The sequence below is a fragment of the Coleofasciculus sp. G2-EDA-02 genome (genome assembly GCF_040226375.1).
GTDB lineage: Bacteria > Cyanobacteriota > Cyanobacteriia > Cyanobacteriales > Coleofasciculaceae > Coleofasciculus.
Map to the genome: position 1 here is coordinate 1 of NZ_JAVKEW010000236.1, position 26117 is coordinate 26117.

A 26117-nucleotide genomic window follows, 5' to 3' on the forward strand; every position below is an offset into this window, starting at 1 on the left:
ACCTACAAAATCTGTTTCTCATATTATTATTATACCTAAGATTAGAAAGAAAAGCAACTAAAGTTGCTAAACTAAACACATTGCTCGGTTTCATCCCTCGGATAAATCACGAGGGCTTTCACCATCGCTTATGACGTAAAAATTCGTAGGGGAGAAGCATTCGCGTCCAGATGTCTCGGTTTTCTACCAAAGTCCCGGCGCGAATGCTTCGCCCAGACCCAAATCAACCAGACGTTCCCCATTCCCTGTTCCCCGTTCCCTGTTCCCTGACAAATGACAAATGACAACTGGCTAGAAATTGGTAAAATTATTGCCCCTCAAGGGTTAAAAGGAGAATTGCGCGTCTATCCTAATTCTGATTTTCCCGAACGCTTCGAGAAACCGGGACAACGTTGGTTAAAGCAATCTAATGATAGCCAACCGCAACCCGTGGAATTATTAGGGGGACGTTACATTGCCAATAAAGGGATCTATATAGTAAAACTTACTGGCGTGGACAACCGGGAAAAAGCCGAAGCCTTGCGGAATTCAACCCTATTGGTTCCAGAAAGCGATCGCCCGGAGTTGGGGGAGAATGAATACCATGTCCTAGATGTGCTGGATTTAGAGGTTTTCCACCAGTTAACTGGGGAAGCTGTCGGTGTCGTGGTGGATGTAATTCCGGCGGGAAATATGCTTTTAGAGGTCAAACTCCACCAGCAACCTGAACCAACGCCAGCTCAACCAGAATCGCCACTCCCGAATAGAATTAGTAAGCAACGTAAAGCTAGGAAAAAACCAGCTAAGCCAGTAACGGTTTTAATTCCTTTTGTTGATGAAATTGTCCCAGTAGTAGACCTTCAAAATCGTCGGATTGAGATTACACCGCCTCAGGGTTTGCTATGATTTTTTTTACTGAAATATTTCTTTGAAAGGCAATTCGCTTACCTTCGCTTCTCTACTGTAATAGGTTCTCCTTTAAACAACGCCATCATCTATCGTACCCCGATATAGCAAAAGGCTCAAAACGTTTAAATCTGTTGCCGTACCCAAGCTCGAAACCTTTGCTCGGCTTCTACTTCATCTTGTTGTGCTTGACGCAAGAAAATCATAGAGGCGTTCTTTGGGAACAAACGGAAAAGTTAGGCTAGACTCCACTTCCTGATATTGTCCGCCTTGCCGTTGATAAATTCGCCAGATTCGTCCATTATAGCGCCAAAATTCCGGTACTCCCAGATAGCATAGAGTTGTAACTTGTCAATATCAGTATGGATAAGGTAAATTATATAATACTAAATCTGGGTTTTCTACCCCCGTTATCATTCAGTCCGCGCAGGCGGACTTGGTTTGTGTAGCAGCGATTTCAATCGCCATAGCTGTCATGGGGTTCCTTTAGTTCTAATTAAAAAGATCGCGGTTTGGGAGTAGACAGAACCAACAGAAATTCAACCAACGACAGTAGTACAGGACTAATGGGACGAATCACCCATTGAAATAAGACATCCGCGATCGCAGTTTTCCGAGGACGATCAAGTAAGAATGTCGCCACAATAATTGCCGCGATCGCAGCGAGGCTAGTCACCCAGAAGAAGGGGGCAAAACTGCCAAAAATAGCTTTTAATCCCCCGGCGGTAAAAATACCTGCCAATCCCCCAATCCCAAACGCCGTAAACATTAACCCATAGTTACTAGGGTAATTATCCAGATGGAAAAAACTTAAAGTTGCGGCTGGGGCGACGGCTAACCAAGCCCCTAAACAAAACCAAAATAGAGAAAATGCGACTAAAAAATTGACTGGCTCACCCTGACTCGTATTCAGCATGATAATTGAGGCAATCAAAATCAGCACATTAATTAAGATAATCGTTAACTTCGGCTTAAGCCGATCATTTAACCACCCAAATAAAGGACGCCCAATACCATTAAATACGGCAAATAAGGGAACAGCTAAAGTGAGAGCTTCCGGTTCTAGTCCGGCGATTTCCAGCCCAATTTGAGCCGTGGTAGCAATGGCTGTGAGTCCAACGAATGTACCGATAATATAGCAACTCCAAAGCCCATAAAACGTCTGGGTTTGCACCATCGGCAAATTGAGGACGCGATCGCGTTCACCATCACCCCCTGTTCCGGTTTCAGGTGGCGTCCAACCCGCAGGTTTCCAACGCGGTGGTGGCATTTTCAGAGTTGTAGATATTACCAAAATAATTGCCGTAAACGCAATCCCTAAGATAATAAACGTGGTACGAATCCCCAAGGAGGGAATACCAAGTTGGGCGTTTCCCCGAATCAGATTAAAAGCTAAGGGGGCGGTTAGCAACGGCGAAAGACCAAAACCCACCACCGTCATCCCCACAGCAAACCCTTTGCGATCGGGAAACCAGCGGGCGGCGACAACAAGGGGGACTCCATAAGTCATCCCCACGCCAATCCCAGTAATTAAACCATAGCTAATCACCAACAGGGGTAAATTAGTAACTTGACTGGACAAAAGATAACCAATTCCCACAATAATTCCGCCGATACCCGTGAGAATTCGGGGACTACAGCGATTCATATACAATCCAGTAATTGGCATAACGATTGTAAACGTTACCCCTAATACTAGAAAAGGAAGCAGAATGGCTCCGGGTTGGGTGTTCAACTCCTCCTCAAAAGGACCGCTGAAGATACTCCAAGAATAGACTGTTCCCAAACAAAGTAATACGATTAACCCCAGAGGAATGAACAGCCACCTACCTAATTCCGGTTGCAGTCCATAAGGTTTAGCCTCGTCCGGGAATTCAAATAAATTAATTCTGTCCATCATAAAAAATCAACGGCACGTCTGTCATCAAATGAATGATTTAGTCGTTTTTTATCAGGCTATCCGGCAATAAATAAATTAAGTTTAGCCGCAGGAGATGATCTGTAAACCAATAGAACAATTGAAAAATCCAATCATTACGATAAGAAAATCCAGGGTTATACTTAAATTTTGACCCTAACTTCTGTACAGACGGCAAAATCGCCCCCTTTAGTTAAACCTTCTCAGCCCAATCTCTGTCATCATAGTTCAATCATCCTCAAGTTCCGCGAAGAACCGCGATTACCTTTGATAACTGGCAAAGGAGATTTGACTCATGATAAATTACTCGTTTACGGATACAGAACGTTACCAGATGACGGGACTCGTCGATTATGCCAACTTATATTCACTTCCCGAACTGTGGCAGAAAACCGCAATCCTTTTTAAAGACATTGTGGCACTTAGCGATCCTCATGCCAAGCCCAGCTTGACTTTAACTTATCAGCAGTTATATCAAGAAATTCAGCAATTTGCTATAGGAATTCAACGGTTAGGAATCCCCCAAGATGAGACAGAAAACATCCCTTGTCGTGTGGCTTTATTTGCCGATAATAGTCCACGTTGGCTAATTGCCGATCAAGGAATTATGCTTGCTGGTGCGGCAAATGCTGTGCGATCAGCTACCGCCGATCGCGAGGAATTGTTATATATCCTCAAACACAGTGGTAGCATCGGCTTGGTGGTCGAAAATCTGAAAACCTATCATCATCTTTGCCCAGAATTATATCAATTTTCTCTGCAATGGGTTGTGTTGTTATCTGATGAAACTGTCGATACCACATTGCCTTTTAAACAACTGAACTTCGGTCAACTCATGACCCTCGCCTCAAAGCATCAGTTACAATCCATCCCCGCCAATCACCAAACCCTAGCCACCTTAATTTACACATCAGGAACAACGGGTCAACCTAAAGGAGTGATGCTGACTCATGGTAATTTAATTCATCAACTGGTTGCTGCATCAGCGATTATTCAACCCTCAGTCGGCGATCGCACGTTGAGCATTCTACCAACCTGGCACAGTTTTGGACGTATTGGCGAATACTTTACCCTCAGCCAAGGTTGCACGCAAATTTATACCAATCGCCGCTATCTTAAGCAAGACTTACAAGCATTTACACCCCAATATATGGTCGGAGTCCCTCGTTTATGGGAATCTATTTATGAAGGTATCCAAAAGTCCTTCCGGGATAAACCTCCCCGGATGCAAAAATTAATTACTAACTTTTTGGCTATCAGTAAACAGTATATTAAAGCGGTTCGCCTCTGTAAAGGATTGGATTTGCAAAATTTAAGTCCTTCACGTTCCGAATTAGTTAAGGCGTGGATCAAGACTATATTACTATCCCCCCTGCACTTTTTAGGCGAGATGATTGTTTACAAAAAAATCCAGCAAGCAACGGGCGGGAAGGTGAAACAATTAATCTGCGGTGGCGGTTCTTTGGCGCAACATTTAGAAGACTTTTTTGAAATTGTGGGAATTGAAATATTAGTGGGTTACGGATTGACTGAAACCTCCCCTGTACTCACGGCGCGGCGTCAGCATAAAAATCTGCGGGGGACTTCCGGATTACCTTTAACTAACACCGAAATCAAAATTGTTGAATTGGAGAATCGAAAGACTTTACCCCCAGGAAAACCCGGTTTAGTCATGGCGAAAGGACCCCAAGTCATGCAGGGATATTACTTAAATCCCCAAGCCACGAAAAACGCGATCGATAAGGATGGGTGGTTTGATACGGGTGACATTGGTTGGTTAACGCCAGATAATCAGCTTGTGTTAACTGGGCGAGCAAAAGATACAATTGTTTTGACTAATGGGGAAAATAAAGAACCTCAACCTATTGAAGATGCTTGTCTACGGAGTCCTTATATTGACCAAATTATGCTAGTGGGTCAAGATCAGAAATCCTTGGGTGCTTTAATTGTCCCCAACTTAGAGGCGTTGGAACAGGAGTTAGTCAATACGGGTTTAGGCGACTTACAGACAACGGTTCCTAAAAATGAGTCCCCAACCAATCAAGCGGTTGAGGGAACAATTGATTTGAATAGTCCAATCGTGCGAAATTTATTTCGCCAAGAGTTAAATCGACAAGTACGCGATCGCACAGGTTATCGTTCAGATGATCAGATTACCCACTTTGAGCTAATTGAAGAACCATTTACCATAGAAAATGGTCTATTAACCCAAACGCTCAAAGTTCGCCGTAATGTTGTGGCAGATCGTTATCGCGATCGGATTCATCAGATGTTTACTTGATTAACTGATCTTCTTTCTTTGTGGGATCAATAGGTGTCGGTTGGGGTGGTGTCAGAATACCGACTTGGATTGGGCCTTGAGCCTATCTGTGGGTAGAGATTTCAATTTTCTTTCAACTCTGGGTCATCAGTATCACCAAACAGGAGTGCGATCGCGCGAGTTGATTCAAACTCTTGGCTCAATACAATCACAGACATGGTCATGGGAATACCGAGTAGTGCGCTAGGAATACCCCACACCCAACCCCAGAATACAATCGACAATAGCGCCACAAAGGGTGAAAGCTTGAGGGTACGTCCCTGGAGGATCGCTAGGATCGTGGCAATGATCGCCAGTAGGATTTGAATCGTTTTTCCCGATACGCGCATAGGCACTGCTTGAGCGATCTCACTATTGTTGGCAACGATGCCTTCCCCTGTCATCTACCTCAAGACTTGAGTTGAAAATGCTGATGCTGTAAGTATCTCAGTCGAATGTATCAGGGATAGCTCCCGAAAAGCGCAGGAATTCGTTACAATGTATGTTGAGACTCAAAGCGGTGACTACGTTTGTTTTCAGTATTCATAGGTTTTTCCCCTAAAGTATTGACAGGCTGTTCTCCGAAATCTTGGCTCTCGACACACTTTCTGATTGGGGAGAACATCAATCGATGTCAATTTATGTAGGCAATCTCGACTACTCCGTTACCTCGGAAGACCTTTCCGAAGTCTTTGCCGAGTACGGTACTGTCAAGCGGGTTCATTTGCCGACTGACCGCGAAACCGGCCGCCTGCGGGGGTTTGGCTTTGTGGAAATGGGGACAGAAGACGAAGAAGCCTCAGCAATTTCTGAGCTAAATGGCGCTGAATGGATGGGTCGTGAACTTAAGGTCAATCAAGCGCGACCTCGTGAAGATGGTGAAAAAAGAGGCTCTTTTGGTGGTGGTGGCGGTCGTAGAAACAACCGCTTCTAAACTTTGAGTTGACTTTGGCGCTTATGTGTGAATCTACAGAAGCGTTTTGTTGTATTGATGGAGACATCCGAAATGGCTAAACGCCGCAATTTGAAAAAAGAGAAAGCTTCTCGCAACCAAGCTTATGCTCGACAGTTTCGCAAGAAGTCATCATCTTCTTCTTTCTCAAGAAACAAGCGTTATTTTGGGAATCGCGATAATAAAAGCGAAAATGAAGGTGAAGAACAAGAAACTGAGTAGTAATCACTCATAAGTTTTTTCTTGGGTGAAGTTAACCCAATAAAACACCGATCAAACAAGGGACAGGCTAGTTAACCTGTCCCTTTTTTATTGGAATACAATGAGTTGGCTGGGAAATAGCCAATCGCTGAACTTAGAAATTCATTTCAGCCGCTTGTACCTTCTCAATCTGCTTCTTCTTCAAGACGAGAAAGAGTTGAGAAAGCATAATTGCGCCAATGAAGACCATCAGCCACTTAATCCGAGTCGGGTCTTGTAAGACGATTTCACTGTCTACTTGACCAAATCCACCCACATTGGGATCGGTGGTTAAAGCCTCACCTGCTGCGATTTCTTGCCCTTGTGAAATCACTAATTCCGGTCCAGGGGGAATGGAATCCACAACTGTCCCCGCCTCAGGGGTTTGAATGGTGACTTCGTAGCCCCCTTCATCCAACTTGGTAATTTGAGAAATTACACCGGCTTTCGATGCATTGTAGACGGTGTTGTTACTCTTATTACCTGCGGGATAAACCTGACCGCGACCTCGGTTTGCCCCAATGTGAACTGAGTATTTGCCAAAATAGACATCTTTTTCCGTTTTGGGATTGGGAGAAAGAACGGGGAAAACAATTTCTTGATACTGTTCACCGGGTAGGGGACCGACAATGACTACATTTTCCTGATCGGCGCTATAGGGTTGGAAGTAAAGTCCGCCAACTTTTTCCTTTAGTTCTTCAGGAATACGGTCTTCGGGAGCAATTTTAAAGCCATCGGGCAACATAACCACGGCACCCACATTGAGACCGCCCTTGGAACCGTCTCCTAAAACCTGTTGTGTGTCAAGGTCATAAGGAATTTTTACTACGGCTTCAAAGACGGTATCCGGTTTAATGGATTGGGGAAGTTCAACTTCTGTGGGTTTCGCGGCTAAGTGACAGTTAGCACAAACAATCCGTCCTGTTGCTTCGCGAGGGGTTGCTGGGGCAGTTTGCTGCGCCCAGAACGGATAAGCCGCAGCAGATTGGGGAAGGGAAATATCACTAATGAAGAAAAATGCCACAGTTGCCAAAGTCAGCAAGAGGGTTTGGGTAATGATCCGCTTGCTGCTTTTGTACATCACCGATAAAGAAGGTGTTCTCATCGCTTAAGGAAAAAATTCACAATTCAAAAATGGGCTATGTCATTTGCCAATCACCAAGGACAAATGACGAAAATAATTAACTCCACCACGGATTGTCGCCCGTGCGGAAATCGGTTTCAGTCCACTGGGAGAAGGTGAGGGTATCGTCTTCGGTGACGTTGGCGTGAACTAACGCTAAAGACAACGGTGCCGGTCCGCGTACCACTTTGCCCTGACTGTTGTACTGAGAACCATGACAAGGACAGATGAACTTGTTCTCACTGGCATTCCAGGGAACAACACATCCGAGGTGAGTGCAGACGGCGTTGATCCCGTAGTCAGCAATCGCTTTGTCTTCGGTCACCACTACATAAGTGGGATCGCCTTTGAGACCTTGAGCCAAGGTGCGATCGCCTGGGTTATGGCTGCCTAAAAACTCGCTCACCTTAATATCATTGCCCAAAGCATCTTTGGCACTGACACCACCGCCAGTACCACCACTAGATGGGGGAATAAAATACTTGACGACTGGATAGAGGGCACCGACGAGAGTACCCGTAATCGTACCAAACGTCAAGAGGTTCATGAATTGACGACGCCCCATATCGGGGACATCTGGGGAGCCAGATACTTGAGCCATAACTGAACGCCTAAGGGTATATTTTTTTTAACAACTCTGGGACGATTCCCAGCATTTTCTTAGCCCCGCTCCTTTTATGAAGAGGGATTCAACAGCGAGCAGGGTTGCCACAATCCTTACTCACATAAGGATTTACAGCTTAAGCTATGAGTATTATTACATTCTTTGTACCCTTCTCATAAAGTCAAGAAACTTTATCTTTGTAAAAAAATGTAAACACTCAGCTAGGTAAGGGATTTATGACAGGACAACAGTTGCACCAAATCCTGCTCAGCAAGTGGGGACGCTCTTATGATATCCAGCTTCGGCGGACTCAAGGGAAAATCTTTGTTCAGGTGATGTGGAAGTACCTAGAGCAGAAGTCGTTTCCCCTCTCCGAAGTCGAGTATCTAGAGCGTCTGGACGCCATTGCCCATTATCTTCATGGTTGGGGTGCGGTTCCCCAAGTGCAAGAGTACATTGAGCAAACTCGTGAACGTCCCCGACTGGGGAAAGCCGTGAGCATTCCCATTGAGATGGGTGAGCGGGCGTCGGAATGGATGTTGGATGATTTTTAGGAGGTAAGAGGCAGGAGGCATTTGCTTGCGCTTCATAGAAGCTTTACATTACACGCTTGCTTTCTTCATCAACACTTCACAGCTCGATTTGAGAAAATCGAGTATTTTTACTTATAGGTAAAACTAATTAGTTTTATAAGTAAGTCCTATTAGCCAGGAAGGTTGCGAATGACTAGCATTTACCCAAAATTCTCAATTAAGCGGGATAATATACACTTAAAAACTATAGAGAGGTATTTTCGGACATGGTATTACTAACCCAGCTAACTATATTGCTACTGGCGCGGCACAGCTAAAATTGTGGGATAGATTTTACGGTGAAATTGGGCGCAAGCCTTGCGCCCCTACACCCCTCAAAATTTCCCTAATCTGCAACTAGCGGATGGGATTGTGAATTGTGACGAGTTTAGTCCCATCAGGAAAGGTGGCTTCAACCTGGACTTCCTGCACCATCTCTGGTATCCCTTCCATGACCTCATCCCTTGTTAAGAGAGTAGTTCCATCACTCATTAACTCTGCCACAGTACGCCCCTCTCTCGCCCCTTCTAAAATAGCCGCAGAAATATACGCGACGGCTTCTGGATAATTCAGCTTGAGTCCGCGTGCTTTGCGTCGTTCCGCTAATAGGGCGGCGGTGAAAACCAGTAATTTATCTTTTTCCTGGGGTGAGAGTTGCATAATGACTTAGTCTTTTCCCTTCATTTCATTGATTTCAAACAAACTGATCATAACTCCAGCCAGAGGAATTGCCAGAAAAACTACCAAAAGTCCGGCAACTCTCGCACCTACTAATAAAGCAAAGAACATGACAACTGGAAAGTAAATATCGAATTAATTCACGGTTAGTTAAATTAATCATAAATCTAATCGATTCAGTGGTATTGAACTTATGCTAAATTTACCGAAGCATCTAAAATTAGAATGACAGTTAAGGTGATCACTTTATTGTCACATTTATCTTTTAAGATGAGTCTAATTTTCCTTGGATTGACAAGAAATTTTTCTGTGCGACCCAGTGGGGTGATTGGTGATAATGTTGTCTTTCTCGTTTAAGGGCAAAATTATCCCACCTATCCAACGAGGGTGCTGTCCTTTGAGACAGGGTGTAGCTTTCAGTGTTTTGGCTAAACTAGCCAAACTCGTGGTTGGGAAACATTCCGTCCTAAATAAGTAAGGCGCAGACATTGCCAAACCTGGGTAAACCAGTTTCGCACTTCTGTGGTTGATGAACCGCGATAACGGCATAATAATCCTTGTGCCTGAGTTTGGGTAACTCCCGCTTCTCCTTGGCGCTGGCTGGCTGTCCACAGGCTTCTGGCATTGTCTACTATCTCCGATGATACAGGTTGCCCAATCCAGATCAGAGTTCCGACAATTGGCTGTCCGGCTAATCCATGGGGACTATCAAGCACTGCTTCGCCTGGTAACCACTGACGATCAATCCACAACGGACGTCCTTGCTGCCAAATTTCGCTATGCGATCGCCAATCCCCTTGCAAGAACCTCTCCTTCCTAGCAGTACGCCCAAACCGGGTAATTTCCCAGGCTAACCAACTGGCGCCCGGAGCTAATTCTACCGTCATCTGCTGCTGATAAACGGCACCATTAAATACAATCGTTTCCTGCGGTAACCATTCCAAACAAGCCCCGGCTTCGACGTGGATATGAATCCGTTGGTTGGCTCTTTGCCCATTGCTGCGATAGATTTTACTCGCCGCCGCTGTGGTAATCAAGGCTTGGGCATTTTCTTGCAGGTGGATGGTTTGAGATAAGCGATCGCCGCCGACAATACCCCCGGCTGTATGTAAGACTACGGTATGACAAACCCTTTGTCCTTCTGGGTAAAAGGGGCGCTGCACCTTCAGAGGGGAAGTTATGCGATCGCGCACTAAGCGGGTTTTACCCTGATCATCGGCATAGACTAACTCTAAACTGCCCTGCCATCCCTTCTGTTTGGAGATTAGATATTCAGATTGGGGATCAATGAATTGGTTTTCCACAATGGGGACAAAATTTTGCAGTTCTTATTTTTTGAAGTCACTTGATTCTCGCTCCCTTGAATATTGACTTGCTTGACACCATCACCTCGGACGCCCAAATTGTAGAGTACATGACCGGAACTCTCTGGTAACATGCATTGGCGTCGCAGCCGTTCAACCCAGCCACCGCCTTCGGGATCACCAAATCCATAGATCAGGCTATCTCCCAAGACAACCAGTTTTAGGGGGTGTCCTGGATTTCCATGGGAAGGGTGAAGGCTAGGAGAAACGATGGTTTGCATAGACAATTGTAGTTCGTCTGGGCTTTGTTAACAAATCGATACATTTACACGAGTTGATACAATGTTACCTTATCGGAGGCTCACGCCATAATCACTAGATTTTCTGTGTTAGCTAAGCAGGATGTTAGCCAACGCCCAGTTAAGATTAATGGCACTGACAACAAGCGTGCATTTGGGGATTGCCGAAACCATTGATATCCCGTAGAGTGGGCAATGCCCACCCGCCTTAAGTCATTACCATTCCAGTTTTGACGGTTCAACAAGTCTTTCAGGCTGGGGAGTGATTTTTGATACAAAAAAAATTGTAGTACGGTTTTCTATAATTGCCTTAGCTAGATCTATCTTTAAGTAATGTACAACAAGTCAACCAACGGAAAAGCGACAGATAAAACAAATTCCCTGGTCAAAGAAAAAGAAAAAGTGAAAACTGACAAAAGCAAATCCAAGAAACTGAAGAAGAAAGTTTACAAACGGGAATTGCGTCGGCTACAGGTGGAGTTAGTCAAATTGCAGGAATGGATTAAACAAAAGGGATTAAAAGTCGTCGTCGTTTTTGAAGGGCGGGATGCAGCCGGGAAAGGTGGCGCAATCAAGCGGATTACGGAATGCTTGAATCCCCGTGTGTGTAAAGTTGTGGCTCTGGGTACGCCCACAGAGCGAGAGAAAACCCAATGGTATTTTCAGCGTTATGTGCCATATCTGCCAGCAGCCGGGGAGATGATCCTGTTTGACCGCAGTTGGTACAATCGAGCCGGTGTGGAACGAGTGATGGGGTTTTGCACGGATGATGAGTATCAGGAGTTTTTGCGATCGTGTCCAGAATTTGAATGCATGATTCAGCGAGCAGGAATTATTCTGATCAAGTATTGGTTTTCCGTAAGTGACGATGAGCAAGAACGTCGTTTTCGTCAACGCATGGAAGATCCAACCAAGCGCTGGAAACTTAGTCCGATGGATTTAGAGTCTCGCGCTCGCTGGGTGGAGTATTCTAAAGCTAAAGATGAAATGTTTGCCGCGACGGATATTAAGCAATCGCCTTGGTATGTGGTGGAAGCCGATGATAAAAAACGTGCCCGTCTCAATTGTATTTCTCACCTGTTAAGTCTGATCCCCTATAAAGATCTAACACCAGACCCAATGGAATTACCCCCCCGACAGCAGGAATGGGATTATGTTCGTCCGCCTATGTCTACACAAACGTTTGTCCCAGAGCTTTTCTAAGGTTTCGGTGTAGGGTGCGGCGGGACTCTGGGTGCAAACACAAGACGAAGGACGAAGGACGAATGAGCAAATCCATTGACAGCGATCGCACCTGCTGCACATAATGGTGATTTGTGTAAACTTTAGCGCGTATAATAAACCCTTGGCTAACGTTGTTGTAATCGGTGCCCAATGGGGCGATGAAGGAAAAGGTAAAGTCACCGACTTACTAAGCAAGTCCGCAGATGTCGTCGTCCGTTACCAGGGGGGGGTCAATGCGGGACATACCGTGGTGGTTCAGGGTCAAACCTTTAAGCTGCACCTGATTCCCTCTGGGATTTTGTATCCAGAAACAGAATGCATTATCGGTTCGGGGACAGTGATTGACCCTCAAGTTCTGATTGGTGAACTCGATCAGCTAGAGCAATTAGGCATTTCTACCCAAAAACTGCTCATTTCCGAAACTGCCCACGTCACTATGCCTTACCATAGGTTAATTGACCAAGCATCGGAAGAGCGACGGGGAGACCATAAAATCGGCACCACAGGTCGGGGAATTGGTCCAACCTACGCCGATAAATCGGAGCGCATCGGGATTCGAGTCGTTGATCTGATGGACGCTGATATCCTCCGCAAACAGCTTAATTGGACCATTAATTATAAAAATGCTGTTATAGAAAAACTCTATAATATACCGCCCCTAGACCCCGCGACCGTGATTGAGCAGTATCTAGCTTATGCTGAACGATTACGCCCTCATGTTGTTGATTGTTCCCTCAAAATCTATGATGCCATTCAACAACGACACAATATCTTATTTGAAGGGGCGCAAGGGACGTTACTTGACTTGGATCATGGAACCTATCCCTACGTCACCTCATCTAACCCTGTAGCCGGTGGCGCTTGTGTGGGTGCAGGGGTAGGACCGACGATGATTGATCGGGTTATTGGTGTAGCCAAAGCCTATACAACTCGTGTTGGTGAGGGACCGTTTCCCACAGAACTCCATGGTGACCTTGGACAACTATTATGCGATCGCGGCGCAGAATTTGGTACAACAACCGGACGTCGCCGTCGCTGCGGTTGGTTTGATGCGGTCATTGGTCGCTATGCTGTCCGCATTAATGGGATGGATTGTCTGGCAATCACAAAGCTTGATATTCTCGATACCCTAGAAGAACTAAAGGTTTGTGTCGCCTACGAAATCAACGGTCAACGCTGTGAGGACTTTCCCAGCAATGCGCGTCGGTTTGCTCAGTGTAAACCCATCTATAAAACTCTACCCGGTTGGCAACAATCCACCGTTCACTGTCGCACATTGGAAGATTTACCCAAGCAGGCGTTGGCTTATCTAAAATTCCTAGCAGAACTGATGGAAGTTCCCATTGCACTCGTGTCTTTAGGTGCTAGCCGCGATCAGACTATCATCGTAGAAGATCCCATCCATGGACCAAAACGAGCCTTGCTAGATGCTAATGGTATCCCAGTAACATCGGGATAACTTGTCATTTGTCCTTTGTCATTTGTTCTTTGTCAAAACAATAGTGAGATTGGATTTGACTTTTGAACTGAACGATACATGTAGTCGCGGGAGGGCATTCCGAGACTTAAAACGGACAGGGAGTGCGTGTAAGACCTTTTATGAGGCGGTGTGCGTAGAGCTGTCAACTCCCCAAAAGCGATCGTAGGGGTTTGGTTACCTTTCCCCCTACGGCGTGGTGAGGATGTCAACAACACCAACACTTGAACCAAAAGATTAACTATGGAAGTTAAAGTTGAATGTCAAAAGCGAGCCGAGGGAAGCAAACCCAACGCCTTACGTCGAGAGGGTTTAATTCCAGCAACACTCTATGGTCACCAGGGAGCCGAATCAGTCGCGCTCACGGTTCCAGCTAAAGCCGCAGAAACCTTGCTCAAGCAGGCTGATATTAACCATACCCCAATTGAGGTCAACATTCCTGACCTACCTTGGAATGGAAAAGTGCTGCTGCGAGAAGTGCAAACTCATCCCTGGAAGCCTATCCTTTATCACCTCAGCTTTTTCTCTGTGGCAACTCAGGATACCATCCAGATATCCTTACCTGTAAATTTGGTCGGAACTGCTGTTGGAGTGAAGCAAGGTGGCATCGTAGAACATGTCATGACTGAACTTCAAGTCGAATGCGCTCCGGATAATATTCCAGAAACCATTGACGTTGATATCTCGAACTTGGATGTAGGCGCCAGCTTGCATGTTCACGAAATTGTCCTACCTGCAGGCGCTACTGCTATGGATGATCCACAACGACCGGTGGTTAATGTCCTGGGTGCGCCCACTATGGCGGCTGAACCCTCCGAGGAACAGAAACCGACATCCCTGTTATCTGAAGGAATTTAACCTGAGGGCAATTGCTTTTCTAGCCAGGGAAGATAAGATTATCCCTGGCTTTTTTGTCATTAATCACTTGTCCTTTGATATTTTTAACTAAATTAAATGATATGTCACAAAGCACTATTTCAGATCTAATTAACCAAATGAAGCAACCGGATTTTTATCCTCATCCGGTTAAAACACCCATTGAATTGATTCAGACTCATGTTTCTTGCGTGTTTCTGACGGGGGATTATGCCTATAAAGTCAAAAAAGCCGTTAACTTTGGCTTCTTAGATTTTTCAACCTTGGAGAAACGAGAGCATTTCTGTTGGCAAGAGTTACAGATGAATAAACCCCAATCACCGGAGATTTATCTGGACGTTTTGCCGATTACTCAAAAAGGCGATCGCTTTATTCTCGGCGATGACACTCAGCCTGTAGAATATGCCCTGAAAATGCGCCAATTCCCCCAGGAGGCACTATTTAGCACGCGGTTCGATCAAGGCAAATTAACAGCAACTGATATGGAGAACCTGGGACGAGTCGTGGCTCAATTCCATGCTCAAAGCCAAACCAATGACTACATCTGCAGTTTCGGTACACCTGCGAAGATTCGTGAAGCCTATGACGAAAATTATCAGCAAACGGAAAACTATATCGGTAGACCGCAAACCCAACAGCAATTTAAAGAAACTCAACAATTTAGCGATCGCTTTTTTGCCCAACGACAGGCGTTATTAGAGCAGCGCCGGGAAAATAACCGGATTCGGGAATGTCATGGAGATTTGCACCTGAGAAATATTTGCCTGTGGCAAGATAAGATTCAACTGTTTGATCGGATTGAATTTAATGAACCGTTCCGCTTTGTGGATGTAATGTATGATATTGCCTTCGCGGTGATGGATTTGGATGCGCGGGATGCCAAAGATTTGGGGAATGCGTTTCTCAATACCTATCTGGAGCAAACCGGAGATTGGGAAGGGTTGCAGGTATTGCCATTGTACTTAAGCCGCCAAGCTTATGTGCGGGCGAAGGTTACGTCGTTCTTACTCGATGATCCGGCTGTTCCAGAGGAGACGAAGCAAGACGCCGCTAAAACAGCAGGGGACTATTATCGACTGGCTTGGGAATATACGAAAACGAATTCCGGACAAGTCGTGATTATGTCCGGGTTATCGGGTTCGGGGAAAAGCACAGTAGCACGACAATTGGCGCAGCAGTTGGGGGCAATTCACCTGCGCTCCGATGCGGTACGTAAACATTTAGCGGGTATTCCGTTGGATCACAAAGGACCCGATGAACTTTATACCCCACAGATGAACCAGAAAACTTACGATCGCCTGTTAGAATTGGGTATTATGTTGGCACAGCAAGGCTTCCCCGTGATTCTCGATGCTAAGTATGATCGACAGGCATTTCGAGGGGACGCGATCGCAAAAGCACAGTCACATCAGTTACCCTTACGGATTCTACACTGCAGTGCCCCCATTGAAGTCCTACGCGATCGCCTCTCATCCCGCACAAAAGATGTATCCGATGCAACGGCTGATTTGCTCACTCGCCAACAAGCTACGGCTGAACCCTTCACCGAGGCGGAACAATCTCTAGTCACGACATTAGACACGACTCAAGATTGGCAATCACAGCTAGGGGTTGCTGAATAAGTATTGTGGTGAGGGGAGGGAAATGCTTAACAGGGAACTACACCCCATACCCTACACCCTGCCTCCTATTCAAGTAGCTTACCCGCCCCTTCAGCGACGTGACTAAGCGTGACATGCACAACCCGAATGCCCACAGCCAGCTCCGTTGGGATGACCGTTAGCGCAAGCATCGCTGCAGTAGTATTTGCCGTCTTTTTGCACGGCTGAATCGTTACTTACCATGCACTCACAGGAGTCACAGGCACATTGCGTTTGAGTAGCAGTTGTCATTACTTCTCTCCAGAATAGAGTTTAACTCAATATCTGAACAGGTCTTCAGATATTTTTTTTATCGTAACACCTGAATGAGCGTTCAGATATTAAATTTCCCTTAAGAGCCTTTCTCAGAACGATTGGACTTTGGACACCCTGTCGGCTCAAGGCACAAACAGCCACTAAAGTGGCTACTACAAACAGGCTACTACAAACAGCGCGATCGCACGTTTCCTTTAACGCCAATCGTCCCAATCTTGATTAAAAATCGACGTATCCGGAAACGCCGTCGGATTATTATTTCGTTCTAACCGCCGCCGCAACACCTGCAACTGCGAATCATAAGGCGGGAGTCCATCCACCAATTCAAACGGTGCAATCCCCTTCTCCAACGCAAACGCCGCCGTCGTTCCCGCCCCTGCACCCGATGACCATTCAAAGGAATGCACCCGATACGCCGCCGCTGCAATATGACTCGTGGCAATACTTTTTCCCGCCACCAACATATTGTCAATCTTTTGCGGAATCATCGCCCGCAGGGGAATTTGAAATGGATAGGCTTGACCCGCCCCTTGACGTTCCCCCTCCCGTTCCGTATTTCCGGGCGCTTCTGGGGGAGAGAAACTCATGCAGGGATGAAAATCAATCGCATAATGTCCAATTCCCAGGGAATCGGGATAGATTGTCGAACGAGTGCGTCGATTCACCTCATCCGGCGATACCTCACCCTGAATCACCGAAATCGCTTCTCGTCCCGCCAAAGCCGTCCATAACTGGCGATACATTTGGGGGGATAAGGTTTGACGGTAATAATCCTCCCGGTAATTGCGGCGAGACATATCAATTTCCCAAATTGTAAACCCCTCCGGATACCCAAATGCAGGGCGTCCAATAATCCGCCGTCCTTCCCGCATATAAGGATACTTAGATAACCCATGCACCGTTCCCATGGGAGACGTCTTACCCGATAAATAACGATAACTAGGATGGGGTTCCTTCACTCCATCACCGAGTTGGGAGTCCGTATTTCCCGCCACTAACCAATAGAAATATCCTCGCGAGAGTTCCTCAGCCTTGCGTAAACTCTCTGTCCGCAAGCCACCCAGCCAGCCACCCGGTGCTAACTGTCCCGTCTGTTGCAATTGCTCAGGAGTATACACAAGGTTATCAGCCTCGGTACCCGGACGGTAGTCATTTCCCCACGTCCAGTTTTGCATGGAGATATCCCCGACGGTGGGTGCAGTAAAGGAAATTCCGCCAAATTTCTGCGGTTCACCTTTTTTAGGACTCCAAATCCGCCGATAGGTAAACACTAAGCCAAAGTCGGCTAATCGCGGTAATTCATAACTATAATAAGGTTCGTATTGAGGGTAAAAGGGTGGCATTTCATGGGTTTGCGGTTCCTGGGTGGCTTCCATAGCAAAGGTATAGGTAAACCCCTGAGTGCAATAGGGATTCCCGGTGACGCTGGAAGAGGAGGGTTCGAGATGGGAACGGGGGTCAATTCCTAAACGGTAGGGGACATTGGTTAACCCAATCAGTTCCCCGGTTTCTGTAGCGTCCACAACATACCAGTCTGGGGCGTTTCCGGGTGATGGGTTTTGGGGAGTGAAGCGGATAATGGTTTTGTCAAAGCGGGGGGAATCTTGGTACTGATACCAATCTTCAATCGTTTGCGATAAGGGAAATGTGTTCAGGGGGGGTGCATCAGCAGCAGGTTCATGCTGAATGGCGATCGCACTTTTAATCAGATTCCCGGTAGGATTATAGTCGAGTTCCTTAATCACCGTGGAGGGAAACCACTTCAGTGTCCCTTTCCCCCGTTTGGCTGCATCCCGCAACATATCCAAGAGGATAGCATGGGCGTCACTGGGAATAAAACAGGATTCACTTACCCAACAATCCCCCGGATTCAGTTCCCCATATTTGCGTCTAATCCGTTCCCGCAATTCCAAATAACCGCGAGAATAGAAAAGACGCGATCGCTGAGTAGGGCGTTCATCCAGTGCAGAGGTTCCCTGGGCAGAAATCTGTCCCCCTACCCAGTCGGTAATCTCGGTCAAACAAACCGTTCGCCCAGCGAGTAACCCTTCATAGGCTGTCGCCGCACCTGCTAATCCACCCCCAACCACCAAGATTTCACAGGTGACGGTTTGATCAGGAGTGCCATCGGGGGCGCTACGGGATACTGGGACAAAGGATAGTAGCGAAATAACACTAAACGAGAAGCAAACAAGAGATTTTCCGGCAGATACAGGTCGAGAAGGCTTCATAAGGGTTAAAATGCAGTGCGTATCAGATGTTACATTACGACAGATGCCTTGACGTTGCCATCACCCGATAAGTTCATCCCCGCGATTGAGTCTTTATGTATTATACTTGTAGTATAATAATAATATTTAGCGCTAGAGGCGCAGGTTTATGCCTTACGAACAACTGAAATTATCGACAAATACACCCATTTTATCCTGGGCGAATCATGATTTAAGTCATGAGGAAACCAAGATGGCAAAAAATGTGGCATCCTTACCTTTTGTGTTTAAACATGTCGCGTTGATGCCAGATGTTCACCTAGGCAAAGGGGCATTAGTTGGGTCGGTTCTTGCCACCAAAGACGCCGTAATTCCGGCGGCGGTAGGAGTCGATATTGGGTGTGGAATGGCAGCGATTAAAACGCCATTTAGGGCAGAACAACTTGAGGGGAAACTCAAGAAAATTCGCTTAGATATTGAAGCCGCTATTCCTCTGGGATTTAACCAAAATAAAGAGGTAGAAAAAGATGCCAGCAATTGGCAAGGCTGGACTCATTTCAAAGACTTACATCGCGGTGTGCAGGATGTGCAAGGAAAAGCGATGAAGCAGTTGGGTTCTCTGGGTGGCGGAAATCATTTTATTGAGGTGTGCATCGATACGGAGGATTCAGTGTGGTTAATGCTACATTCTGGTTCTCGGAATATTGGCAATCGCTTGGCGCAGTGTCACATTAGCACCGCGAAGGAATTAGCGAAACTAGCCGGGAATCGCTTACCTGATCCAGATTTAGCCTACTTTATTGCTGGAACTCCAGAATTTGCTGCTTACTGGCGAGATTTACAATGGGCGCAGAATTATGCCCGTTATAATCGCGATGTGATGATGGCGCGTTTTAAGCGAATTGTGGAACAACATTTGGCAGGTGGGAAGCCAACTAAACCATTGTTAGAGGTGAATTGCCATCACAATTATGCTGAGAAAGAAGTCCATTTTGGGGAAGACGTATATGTAACGCGCAAGGGTGCAGTACGGGCGCGTGAAGAGGATTACGGCATTATACCCGGTTCGATGGGGGCAAAGTCGTTTATTGTCAAAGGGAAAGGCAATCATGAAAGTTATTGCAGTTGTTCCCATGGCGCAGGGCGTTTAATGTCTCGGAAAAAGGCAAAGAAACAGTTTTCCCTCGATGATTTGGTGACACAAACTCAAGGAGTTGAATGTCGGAAGGATGGTGGGGTTTTGGATGAGATTCCCGGCGCATATAAACCCATTGATGAAGTGATGAATAATCAAGCGGATTTGGTGGAGGTAGTGGCGACGCTAAAGCAGGTGGTTTGCGTGAAAGGTTGATTTGTAGGGTGGGCATTGCCCACCTTATTTGTTGATACTAAATTTGCTTTTCTATTTTTATGAGCTTCCCTCATGCTAGACAAACAGAAGTTGTGGTTAACACAGACTCAATGCTCAAGATTTGAGTTAAAATCGGATGAGTGTAGACATGACAAACGTTTCCTTTGATAATGAAAATTTACCTAAAATCTCCTCAAGTCACTCTCTATCAGGGAGATTGTTTAGATACACTGCGCTTGCTACCTGATGATTCAGTTAATCTCATTCTTACTGATCCACCTTATCATTCCACAAAAAAAGCCAACATTACGGGTGACAAAGACTTTAAACATGACCAAGATTACCTTACCTGGTTAGACACTATAGCAGAGCAATGGCAACGGGTGTTAGCTCCCAACGGTTCCCTGTACTGTTGTGCCTCTCTCAAGATGGCAGCCAGAATTGAGGTGATGTTAGCTGAACGATTTAATGTACTCGCTTCAATCACCTGGACAAAGCCGAATGCTCCAGGGTATGACGGATGGAAGCAGAAAACAAACAAGGAAAGTCTACGCAGTTGGTATTTACATTCTGAGCGGATTATTTTTGCTGAGTCAGCATCTCCAGAAGAGGCTAAACAGACTACTCGAAGATGCTCATCTCGCTCTGATGCTACCACTTCATTATCCGCATTTGGCAGCTTACTTAGAAAAACTCGCTTGGCCGCAGGACTATCTACAATTCAACTAACAGAAGCTATTGGTGAGTATGGTAGTGTAAATCACGGTGGTGCGGTATCAAATTGGGAAACTGGCAGAAATATCCCAAGTCCTGAGCAATATCAAAAACTAAAATCAGTATTTGCTAAACTCAGTTCCCAAGTTCCCGAACTGCCTGATTACGAGAAAATAATCAGACCTTTCTGTGTAACAGCTAATATCCCCTACACGGATGTTTGGGATTTCCCTACAGTCAAACCTTATCCGGGTAAACATCCAGCGGAAAAGCCCCTAGATCTAATTACACATATTATCAAAGCCAGTTCTTATCCGGGTGACGTCGTTCTGGATTGCTTTGCTGGCTCAGGTGTTGTGGGACAAGCCGCTAAAATGTTAGGGCGTAAAGCCATTCTCGTTGAAATTGAGGAGCGTTGGTGTCACAAAATCGCTCTACGGTGTTCCGAGCCATCTGAGTTATTACCAGAAGTTAAGAAATCAGTCTTTGATTGGCAGAAAGAACCCTTATTTCAGCTATTGAACGATGGATAATATAGGCAAGTAGAACTATGTGATACGTTGATTGTTTCGGAGGACTTTTTCCATCCATTCTAGCGTATGTTCAACTCCCCAATCTCTTGCGGCTGCATTACAGTGGTGATGTCCCCATCCCAGGTTATAACGTCGATGGTTATATACTCCTGCTCTTAATTCCTTAACATGAAAAAGATTGGCTGTAGTTACTGTTAAATCTGGGACATTCCTGCCCTCAGCTTGTTCAACACGAGAAGCAAGTTCTTTAGCCGAAATTCGCTCTAGACAAAGAGGGCAAACTGTACATCCCTGACCATCCAGCAGCCTATTTTCCTGAAGTTTTTCCAGATTAGCCAGATCCATTTCCTGACATTTATTCTCGATCCTCTGCTGGCATTCTTCAAGATTCGATATCCCTTCTTGACGAGCCATACCCATAATCCCCTCTGTTCGCCAAGCCAAAAAAGATAGTTGATACTTAGTTGCTTCTATCTCTTGAGAAGAAGCATACTCATAGACGCGGATTCCTGCCCCTTGACCTCCCGTCTTTTTATCTGTATATCCATGTCTTATCTGAGAGTCATCAGAACGGGTAGTGTCGGGTACACGAGCAATGTATTGTCCGGCAAGTGGTGGAGTTCGGGAAGTTGCTGGAGACCAACCGTACTGACTCGGAGGGTAATTATTCCAGTGATATCTTGTTTCATAAAGAACTAATAAATTTCTGCCAAGCTCTAGGTCGTTGGGTAAATCGGGATGAGGCTCTGGAGGATTATCAGAAAAGTAATATTCTGGAGAAGCAAGAACGATATAACCCTTCTCGAATCCACCTTCTGGTTGAATAAAGTTACTGTTCCAAGAACTGATTGGGATTAGGACGGTATTACATCTCTTTACACGATTTTGGTATACAGTATCTTTTTCAGCCCCCCTTGTTTGACTTGTCTTGTAGATTTTCATTGCTATGGCTTCTGGCAGTCCAAGTTTGTAGCTTAGCTTAGTTTTTTTAGCCTTCACTCTTCTACCTCAATGCCGTAATTAGTAAAGAGAGCAGAGACAGATATATTTAGTGCTTTAGCTAGCTTTTCAATATTTTCTAATGATGGATTGCGACTCCCCCTTTCAATACTTGAGATGTAAGTGCGGTGAAGGTCAGCTTTTTCAGCAAGTTCCTCTTGAGAAAAATCTAATTCTCGCCGACGTCGTCTTATCGCTTTGCCAAAGCGCTGTTTAATATCTGATTTGCTATCTTGACTCACAGCATAATTTTTAGGGAGCGCAGACAATAAGTCTACATACAATAAATAACTTTTTGAATACTATAAGTAACAAAATGGACATAGGCGATCGCTTAATTCCCAAAACTACTATTCATCCTCATCTGACTCATCCAAATACAGCCGAATAAACTCTTGCGCCGCCGCCGGATCAATCTTCCGCAGTGCCTTCCTAATTTCCAAGACTGCCTCAGCTGCGGGATCTCTAGTCCCATTAAACCAATAGTGAACCGTTGAGCGACCAATTCCCATTGTCACTGCCAACTGATTTTGGCTGATTTTGTACGTCTGCAATACCTGCCTTAGCGCTTCACCTGCTTTTCCCATAGTTTTTATGGTCATCGAATACCTTTGATCACCTCTAACCCTCCAATGACTATTCCTCACCATCCACCGAACTATCACCCAAATACAGTCGGATAAACTCCGTCGCCGCCGCCGAGTTGATCTTCCGCAGCACTTGCACAATATCTTTCACAGTTTCAGCCGTTGGATCTCTCACCTCATTTACCCAACGGTATACATTAGAGCGTCCAATCCCTAATTCTGCCGCTAATCGATATTGACTAATTTCATACGTTTCCAGCACCTTTTTCAAGGCTTTGCCTGCTTGTCCCATGACTCTGATTGTGGCAAACGCTCACAACCGAGTAAACGGCTCCTTAATGGACTACGCTATGATAAGCTATTAGTAGACCATTAAGGCTACTATTGCAGCAATAAAGGTAAACTCCAATGACTGAAGACTTTATCCGCGATTCCTCTCCAACTCCCAATCCTGCAACTCCTCTACCATCTACGCCCCCGCCAGACAACCGACACCCTCTAAAAGTGATCATCATCAGTTCACCCCAAGGCGTCACCCGAACCATTCACACCTTCTATCGCCTCGGCTACGCCCACGTCAGCGAGTGGAGTAAGCCCCAACCCACGCAGAATCCTGGCGAAGTGATGAGTGTTCTCTACCGCCGCCTTCGTATTGATTAATGAATAGACTTAACCCCTAACCTCTTCAACCCGGGAAGGGGGGAAATCAAACTTTATTGAAAACCCAAAAATAGCCATGATGCGAATCCGACACCGTATTAATCCCCAAACCTTTGTCATCACTCTTAACCAAATCGCCAAATACTTGAATATTGATCCCCAACGCATCCTTAACTGGGAAAAATGGCACAATGTTCTTTGGGTACATATCCAAGGACGGGGCGGTTATTTTGTGAGTTATCGCAATCTCGAACAATGGGTAGCGGCTTGCCGTACCCTGATCCGCTTCTGTCCAACTATAGAAGCCCTAAACCTTCTCTGGTCATTGATTCAGCAAGAAGCCCAACGGTATACAAAACAGGTCTGGGATCGGCTTCAAGCTATATACCAGCAACGCTACACCGAGTTATCTTGTCTACTATAACTAGAAGTGGCTAAAATTTTGATAAATTCTTTTTGATAGTCTGTTTCTATGGAAATACCGCCTTTTACCAAGTTTCTGAAAGCACAAGCCAAGCAAGTCAGCCCTTCAGGGGGGCGGGTTTAGTCCCATTTGGATAATAGTGAAACCCGCCTCTAAGTAGGAATTAAAACTATTTGCCACAAAGGGCGCGATCGCGTTCTGTTACATTAGGGTTAGTCTTCAGATAATCCCTAAAGGATAGTATTATCCAAACTGGCAGAGGCTAACATTTGATTATCTGGGTGGAAACTCAGACCTGTGATTTCATCCTGATGCCCTTTAAGAGTAACCATTAACGTGCCATCACTTTGCCACAGTTTAATCTCTCCGTCTAAACTTCCTGAAGCAATGGTTTGACCATCAGCAGAGAAGGCTACCGCATAAACTGGATTATCATGACCTGCGAGGGTTTTTAGCAAAACGCCGTCTTTATTCCACAGTTTCACCGTTTTATCCTCACTGGCGGTGGCAATTGTCTCCCCATCAGGAGAAAAACTCACGCCTTCGATCGCTTGATCATGTGCCTGCCATGATGAGATTACTGTACCAGTTTTATCCCAAATCACAGCTTTGTCATCACTAACTGAAGCCATCATCTCACCGTCGGGGGAGAAACTGATGTCATTGACGCCACTACTATGTTCATCGAGGGTTTTCAGGAGTGTTCCATTGGGATTCCACAACTTAACCGTCGCATCCTCACTTGCCGTGGCAATGGTTTCACCATCTGGAGAAAAACTGACCCGATTTATGCGATCGCGATGTCCATCCTCTAGATTTTCTTCCCCTGGTAAAGTCTTCAGGAGTTCCCCCTCTTGGTTCCACAAGCGCACCAGTTTGTCATCACCCACCGTGACAATCGTCTCACCGTCTGGGCTAAAGTTCACATCATAGACGCGATCGCGATTCTCTTGCAGTGTCGCCAATTCTTTACCCTCACTCGAAGAGAGTTTCACCGTCTTGTCTGAACTCGCCGATGCCAAATAATTCCCCTGGGGACTAAACCGGACACTATTGACAGCATCCTGATGTCCATTAAGCGTATCAACAAGCTGACGTTCACCCAGTTGCCACAGTTTCACACTTTTATCTAAACTCGCCGAAGCCAAAGTCTGCCCATCTGGACTAAAACTCATCCCATAAACCGCACCCTGATGTCCAGTCAGCGTCTGTTGTAGAGACGTTGCATGCAACGTCTCTACATCTAAACTCCAGAGTTTCACGGTTTGGTCATCACTACTGGAGACGAGAGTTTGCCCATCTGGACTCCAAACCACGCCATTGATCAGGTTTTCATGTCCCGTGAGAGTAGTGATCAGGCTACCCTCTTGACTCCAGAGTTTGATCGTATTATCTGCACTACTTGAAGCAATAATTTGCCCATCTGGACTAAAACTCACCCCGGTAACGCCAGCGTCATGACTCGTCAGGGTTAACAGTTCTTCACCCTCTAGCGTCCAAAGCTTTACCGTACCATCCCAACTCGCCGTCGCCAAGGTTTCACCATCTGGAGAGAAACTCACGCCATAAACCTGACCCTGATGTCCTTCCAGAGTACCCACCAACGTGCCATCTGGCTGCCAAAGTTTCACGGTTTGGTCATCACTGGCGGTGGCGAGGAGTTCACCATCGGGGCTAAACCTGAGGCTATTAACCGCATTATCATGGGCGGCGATGGTTTTAATCAGAGTTCCCTCTCGATTCCACAGATTCACCGTCCCATCTAAACTACCACTGGCAAGGGTTTGCCCATCTGGAGAGAAACTCACGCCCCGGACTGGCTGAGTGTGTCCGGTGAGGGTACGAACTAATGTACCATCTGGACGCCAAAGTTTTACGGTTTGGTCATTACTCGCAGTCGCAATCCATTCCCCATCGGGACTATAACTGACATCCCATACTCTATCTGTATGACCCTCTAATTGGTTCCGTTCTCTTCCCCAAGCCAAGGCTTGTTGCAGGGCGGTGATCACATTGGCTTTTAACTGAGTATCCTTTTGACTCCAGGAAGCTTGTTGCAGTTTACGTCCCGCTTTCAGGGCTTCTAATCGGGCTTCAAAGCCTTGACCGGAGGTAAATAGGGCTTCTGCGGTTTTACGTCATAAGCGATGGTGAAAGCCCTCGTGATTTATCCGAGGGATGAAACCGAGCAATGTGTTTAGTTTAGCAACTTTAGTTGCTTTTCTTTCTAATCTTAGGTATAATAATAATATGAGAAACAGATTTTGTAGGT

27 protein-coding genes and 3 pseudogenes are annotated in these 26117 nt (G+C 45.9%); 13 read left to right on the forward strand and 17 right to left on the reverse strand.

Annotated elements, in window-relative coordinates:
- The first annotated feature begins 273 nt into the window (after nt 1-273).
- A complete protein-coding gene (gene rimM / locus RLO19_RS27275) occupies nt 274-885 on the forward strand; it encodes a ribosome maturation factor RimM (RefSeq protein WP_446360513.1) in 612 nt (203 codons plus the stop codon).
- A 125-nt stretch (nt 886-1010) separates the two neighbouring features.
- On the opposite strand, the pseudogene RLO19_RS27280 reads toward rimM, so the two are convergent.
- Both RLO19_RS27280 and RLO19_RS27285 read right to left on the reverse strand, forming a co-directional pair.
- Nucleotides 1011-1256: pseudogene (locus RLO19_RS27280) on the reverse strand (Uma2 family endonuclease); the annotation flags it as partial.
- Nucleotides 1257-1381: 125 nt separating this feature from the next.
- Nucleotides 1382-2785, reverse strand: coding sequence for an L-lactate MFS transporter (locus RLO19_RS27285; protein ID WP_446360514.1), 1404 nt, complete (start codon nt 2783-2785; stop codon nt 1382-1384).
- Between the two features lie 313 nt (nt 2786-3098).
- Here RLO19_RS27285 and RLO19_RS27290 point away from each other — a divergent pair, with 313 nt between their 5' ends.
- The gene (locus RLO19_RS27290; RefSeq protein ID WP_446360515.1) at nt 3099-5084 is read left to right on the forward strand and encodes an AMP-binding protein; all 1986 of its coding nucleotides are present in this window, start codon (nt 3099-3101) and stop codon (nt 5082-5084) included.
- Nucleotides 5085-5185: 101 nt separating this feature from the next.
- Here RLO19_RS27290 and RLO19_RS27295 read toward each other — a convergent pair whose 3' ends face one another.
- The gene (locus RLO19_RS27295; RefSeq protein WP_446360516.1) at nt 5186-5506 is read right to left on the reverse strand and encodes a hypothetical protein; all 321 of its coding nucleotides are present in this window, start codon (nt 5504-5506) and stop codon (nt 5186-5188) included.
- A gap of 227 nt (nt 5507-5733) precedes the next feature.
- Here RLO19_RS27295 and RLO19_RS27300 point away from each other — a divergent pair, with 227 nt between their 5' ends.
- Nucleotides 5734-6036: an RNA recognition motif domain-containing protein gene (locus RLO19_RS27300; RefSeq protein ID WP_446335075.1), complete on the forward strand. Its 303-nt coding sequence runs from the start codon at nt 5734-5736 to the stop codon at nt 6034-6036.
- Nucleotides 6037-6108: 72 nt separating this feature from the next.
- Complete coding sequence (locus RLO19_RS27305; protein ID WP_446335076.1) at nt 6109-6276, forward strand: hypothetical protein; 168 nt, start codon at nt 6109-6111, stop codon at nt 6274-6276.
- Between the two features lie 133 nt (nt 6277-6409).
- On the opposite strand, the gene petA is transcribed toward RLO19_RS27305, so the two are convergent.
- Both petA and petC read right to left on the reverse strand, forming a co-directional pair.
- Nucleotides 6410-7399, reverse strand: coding sequence for a cytochrome f (gene petA / locus RLO19_RS27310; RefSeq protein WP_446360517.1), 990 nt, complete (start codon nt 7397-7399; stop codon nt 6410-6412).
- Nucleotides 7400-7475: 76 nt separating this feature from the next.
- The gene (gene petC / locus RLO19_RS27315; RefSeq protein ID WP_446360518.1) at nt 7476-8018 is read right to left on the reverse strand and encodes a cytochrome b6-f complex iron-sulfur subunit; all 543 of its coding nucleotides are present in this window, start codon (nt 8016-8018) and stop codon (nt 7476-7478) included.
- A gap of 239 nt (nt 8019-8257) precedes the next feature.
- On the opposite strand from petC, the gene RLO19_RS27320 reads away from it, so the two are divergent.
- Nucleotides 8258-8575 (forward strand): DUF3067 family protein, encoded by a 318-nt coding sequence (locus RLO19_RS27320; RefSeq protein WP_446360519.1) that lies wholly within the window; start codon nt 8258-8260, stop codon nt 8573-8575.
- A 375-nt stretch (nt 8576-8950) separates the two neighbouring features.
- On the opposite strand, the gene ureA is transcribed toward RLO19_RS27320, so the two are convergent.
- The 5 genes and pseudogenes from ureA to RLO19_RS27345 form a co-directional block, all read right to left on the reverse strand.
- On the reverse strand, nt 8951-9253 hold the full coding sequence (gene ureA / locus RLO19_RS27325) for an urease subunit gamma (protein ID WP_446360520.1): 303 nt from the start codon (nt 9251-9253) through the stop codon (nt 8951-8953).
- Nucleotides 9254-9259: 6 nt separating this feature from the next.
- Nucleotides 9260-9391, reverse strand: a pseudogene (locus RLO19_RS27330) (AI-2E family transporter); the annotation flags it as partial.
- A 308-nt stretch (nt 9392-9699) separates the two neighbouring features.
- A complete protein-coding gene (locus RLO19_RS27335) occupies nt 9700-10575 on the reverse strand; it encodes an urease accessory protein UreD (protein WP_446360521.1) in 876 nt (291 codons plus the stop codon).
- Nucleotides 10576-10640: 65 nt separating this feature from the next.
- A pseudogene (locus tag RLO19_RS27340) lies at nt 10641-10856 on the reverse strand (G-D-S-L family lipolytic protein); the annotation flags it as partial.
- Between the two features lie 80 nt (nt 10857-10936).
- Nucleotides 10937-11152 (reverse strand): hypothetical protein, encoded by a 216-nt coding sequence (locus RLO19_RS27345; RefSeq protein WP_446360522.1) that lies wholly within the window; start codon nt 11150-11152, stop codon nt 10937-10939.
- Between the two features lie 55 nt (nt 11153-11207).
- On the opposite strand from RLO19_RS27345, the gene ppk2 reads away from it, so the two are divergent.
- From ppk2 to RLO19_RS27365, 4 genes are all read left to right on the forward strand, one after another.
- Complete coding sequence (gene ppk2 / locus RLO19_RS27350; RefSeq protein ID WP_446360523.1) at nt 11208-12077, forward strand: polyphosphate kinase 2; 870 nt, start codon at nt 11208-11210, stop codon at nt 12075-12077.
- A 142-nt stretch (nt 12078-12219) separates the two neighbouring features.
- Nucleotides 12220-13557 (forward strand): adenylosuccinate synthase, encoded by a 1338-nt coding sequence (locus tag RLO19_RS27355; protein WP_446360524.1) that lies wholly within the window; start codon nt 12220-12222, stop codon nt 13555-13557.
- Between the two features lie 261 nt (nt 13558-13818).
- Nucleotides 13819-14433: a 50S ribosomal protein L25/general stress protein Ctc gene (locus RLO19_RS27360; RefSeq protein WP_446360525.1), complete on the forward strand. Its 615-nt coding sequence runs from the start codon at nt 13819-13821 to the stop codon at nt 14431-14433.
- Nucleotides 14434-14534: 101 nt separating this feature from the next.
- On the forward strand, nt 14535-16073 hold the full coding sequence (locus tag RLO19_RS27365; RefSeq protein ID WP_446360526.1) for a bifunctional aminoglycoside phosphotransferase/ATP-binding protein: 1539 nt from the start codon (nt 14535-14537) through the stop codon (nt 16071-16073).
- Nucleotides 16074-16175: 102 nt separating this feature from the next.
- Here the strand turns inward: RLO19_RS27365 and RLO19_RS27370 are convergent, their stop codons facing one another.
- Together RLO19_RS27370 and RLO19_RS27375 are read right to left on the reverse strand one after the other, a co-directional pair.
- Nucleotides 16176-16343, reverse strand: a complete 168-nt coding sequence (locus RLO19_RS27370) for a metallothionein (protein ID WP_446360527.1) — start codon at nt 16341-16343, stop codon at nt 16176-16178.
- Between the two features lie 218 nt (nt 16344-16561).
- On the reverse strand, nt 16562-18598 hold the full coding sequence (locus RLO19_RS27375) for an FAD-dependent oxidoreductase (RefSeq protein ID WP_446360528.1): 2037 nt from the start codon (nt 18596-18598) through the stop codon (nt 16562-16564).
- A 148-nt stretch (nt 18599-18746) separates the two neighbouring features.
- Here RLO19_RS27375 and RLO19_RS27380 point away from each other — a divergent pair, with 148 nt between their 5' ends.
- Together RLO19_RS27380 and RLO19_RS27385 are read left to right on the forward strand one after the other, a co-directional pair.
- Nucleotides 18747-19928, forward strand: coding sequence for an RtcB family protein (locus RLO19_RS27380; RefSeq protein ID WP_446360529.1), 1182 nt, complete (start codon nt 18747-18749; stop codon nt 19926-19928).
- A gap of 170 nt (nt 19929-20098) precedes the next feature.
- Complete coding sequence (locus RLO19_RS27385) at nt 20099-21175, forward strand: DNA-methyltransferase (RefSeq protein ID WP_446360530.1); 1077 nt, start codon at nt 20099-20101, stop codon at nt 21173-21175.
- A gap of 15 nt (nt 21176-21190) precedes the next feature.
- Here RLO19_RS27385 and RLO19_RS27390 read toward each other — a convergent pair whose 3' ends face one another.
- From RLO19_RS27390 to RLO19_RS27405, 4 genes are all read right to left on the reverse strand, one after another.
- A complete protein-coding gene (locus tag RLO19_RS27390; protein WP_446360531.1) occupies nt 21191-22117 on the reverse strand; it encodes a BstXI family restriction endonuclease in 927 nt (308 codons plus the stop codon).
- Nucleotides 22118-22170: 53 nt separating this feature from the next.
- On the reverse strand, nt 22171-22416 hold the full coding sequence (locus tag RLO19_RS27395; protein ID WP_446360532.1) for a helix-turn-helix domain-containing protein: 246 nt from the start codon (nt 22414-22416) through the stop codon (nt 22171-22173).
- Nucleotides 22417-22524: 108 nt separating this feature from the next.
- Complete coding sequence (locus tag RLO19_RS27400; RefSeq protein WP_446360536.1) at nt 22525-22761, reverse strand: helix-turn-helix domain-containing protein; 237 nt, start codon at nt 22759-22761, stop codon at nt 22525-22527.
- A 49-nt stretch (nt 22762-22810) separates the two neighbouring features.
- Nucleotides 22811-23053: a helix-turn-helix domain-containing protein gene (locus RLO19_RS27405; RefSeq protein ID WP_446342568.1), complete on the reverse strand. Its 243-nt coding sequence runs from the start codon at nt 23051-23053 to the stop codon at nt 22811-22813.
- 116 nt (nt 23054-23169) lie between these two features.
- Between RLO19_RS27405 and RLO19_RS27410 the strand changes: the two genes are divergently transcribed.
- On the forward strand, nt 23170-23421 hold the full coding sequence (locus RLO19_RS27410) for a hypothetical protein (protein ID WP_446360533.1): 252 nt from the start codon (nt 23170-23172) through the stop codon (nt 23419-23421).
- Between the two features lie 76 nt (nt 23422-23497).
- On the forward strand, nt 23498-23845 hold the full coding sequence (locus RLO19_RS27415) for a hypothetical protein (RefSeq protein ID WP_446360534.1): 348 nt from the start codon (nt 23498-23500) through the stop codon (nt 23843-23845).
- 230 nt (nt 23846-24075) lie between these two features.
- Here RLO19_RS27415 and RLO19_RS27420 read toward each other — a convergent pair whose 3' ends face one another.
- On the reverse strand, nt 24076-25857 hold the full coding sequence (locus RLO19_RS27420) for a WD40 repeat domain-containing protein (protein WP_446360535.1): 1782 nt from the start codon (nt 25855-25857) through the stop codon (nt 24076-24078).
- Between the last annotated feature and the right edge of the window lie 260 nt (nt 25858-26117).